The organism is Rahnella perminowiae (assembly GCF_019049755.1).
Lineage (GTDB): Bacteria > Pseudomonadota > Gammaproteobacteria > Enterobacterales > Enterobacteriaceae > Rahnella > Rahnella perminowiae.
Window position 1 is genome coordinate 1 of record NZ_JAFMOS010000200.1, and the last position, 1,749, is coordinate 1,749.

At 39.7% G+C, this 1,749-nt stretch carries 2 protein-coding genes; both read right to left on the bottom strand.

What is annotated here, in order from left to right:
- Positions 1 to 3: 3 nt before the first annotated feature.
- The gene (locus J1785_RS01255) at positions 4 to 531 is read right to left on the bottom strand and encodes a hypothetical protein (RefSeq protein WP_129951760.1); all 528 of its coding nucleotides are present in this window, start codon (positions 529 to 531) and stop codon (positions 4 to 6) included.
- A 579-nt stretch (positions 532 to 1,110) separates the two neighbouring features.
- Positions 1,111 to 1,749 (bottom strand): GGDEF domain-containing protein (locus J1785_RS01260; protein WP_217218628.1); only part of this gene is annotated, 639 nt, incomplete at its 5' end.

Below are 1,749 nucleotides of genomic sequence, written 5' to 3' on the forward strand. Positions count from 1 at the left end.
ATACTACATCATTCTAAAAGATGCAGTTATTACCACGAACGGCAAATACCAGAACCACAATAGCAATGCTATAAATAAGAGCCCGCAAGCTGACGGTTTTCCGGCTTCGTTACTTTTAGATTTATGTTTTTTGATAAATAAACCTAACAGCAGTAAATCGATAACAACCAGTATTGCCAGCGGTACGTACGGAGCAAGGCTAAGAAAGCTACTGCTAAAGTGAAGCAGGAATCTTAATGACAGGAAAATTTTGTAAGCCAAAACAACTATCAGCAACAAGGACGTCCATTTGGCGTAGATAAAACCTTTGAAAAGTTTATCTAATGCGCCTGGTGTACCAGAATTTCTCCCGCCGGTATGCCCGTATGAGGATTTGTAATCTTGCTGGAGATTGTTAGGGGGAGGCGTATAGGATTGACTTTTATCATATGCTCCCATGTTGTCATGGCGATGAAAATCTCGTTCTTTTTCTTCACAGAACGGACAGTGATGGTTATCGATTTCCCGATAACAGGTTGGACAAGCACCCATGATTTTTCCTTGTTAGAAAAAACATCTCCCCACATTGTGGGGTCGTTCTCTCCCTTAACATCAGGGAGATATTATTTATTATTGTTATTCTTAATCTACAGATTTTGTCATTAGTTGTTCTGTAAGGCAACTGCAAAGTTGTTGGCTAACAAAATTAAATATCAATTTTATTTAAGTTCGCTTCCTGTGGCGCTCCTCTCCTGCTACTCATATCAAATAATTAAATCAAACATTTGCACTGTATTTACATACAGCTAAATTCACATCCTCAGAAAGGAAGATGTGATGAGTGTAAATAAGCTGTCTGCCGGCAAATGGTCGTGCGAATACGACCCGAGCGGGCGCGAGGGTAAGCAGTTTGTCTCCAGGTATGTATCAGTACGGGGCCGTCTGCCCGCACACAAGAAATGCAGTCCCCGGCGCGCCCTATGTTAAGGCTAACGCCTGATGATTTTAAAATCATTGAAAAGGTGCATTTGAATATATTGAGCGAGAGTTTTAAATAGATTCAACCAGTCAACACACTCGCTTTAAATATTTCCAACCATGAAACTGATGAAAGTATTTCATGGTTACACCTTAATATACAACATCATTTCTTTGTCGCTTTGCAATATAGAGATTTGCATCCGCTTTAGAAATCACCTCTTGTAATGAGGCATTGTCTTTATCATATTGAGATATGCCGATACTCACTGACAAAAATAGCCCCTCCAGCTTTATGCTCTTAACTGCCTCACGAATTCTGTTTGCGATTAAAAACGCATCAGATGCCCCGGTATTTTTAAGTGCAACGATAAATTCATCTCCCCCTACCCTGCCGGCAAAATCATTGCTGCGCAGGCATTTGAGTATTTTTTCTGCGCAAAGAGAAATTGCCAAATCACCTTTTTCGTGACCGAAAGAGTTATTTACTTCTCTTAAGTGATCAAGGTCTATGACTAATACGCTAAAAGGTAAGTTATTTTTTTTACATTTCGCCAGTTCGTAGGTAGCTTTCGCGTAAAATGCCTCTCTTCGCAGGCAACCTGTCAGCCCATCAGTAGAAGCAAATACATTCAGAACCCTGAGATATCCGCCTGCTATTAATGACAGCAAGTAACTAATGAGCATAGATAAAAAAATTATAATTAGCGCAGGCCAGGCATTTGATGAATTCAGTACAGATTTTAAAAAAGTAGGCTTTTCAATAATCGTTGATTTCCGTATTTTAACACC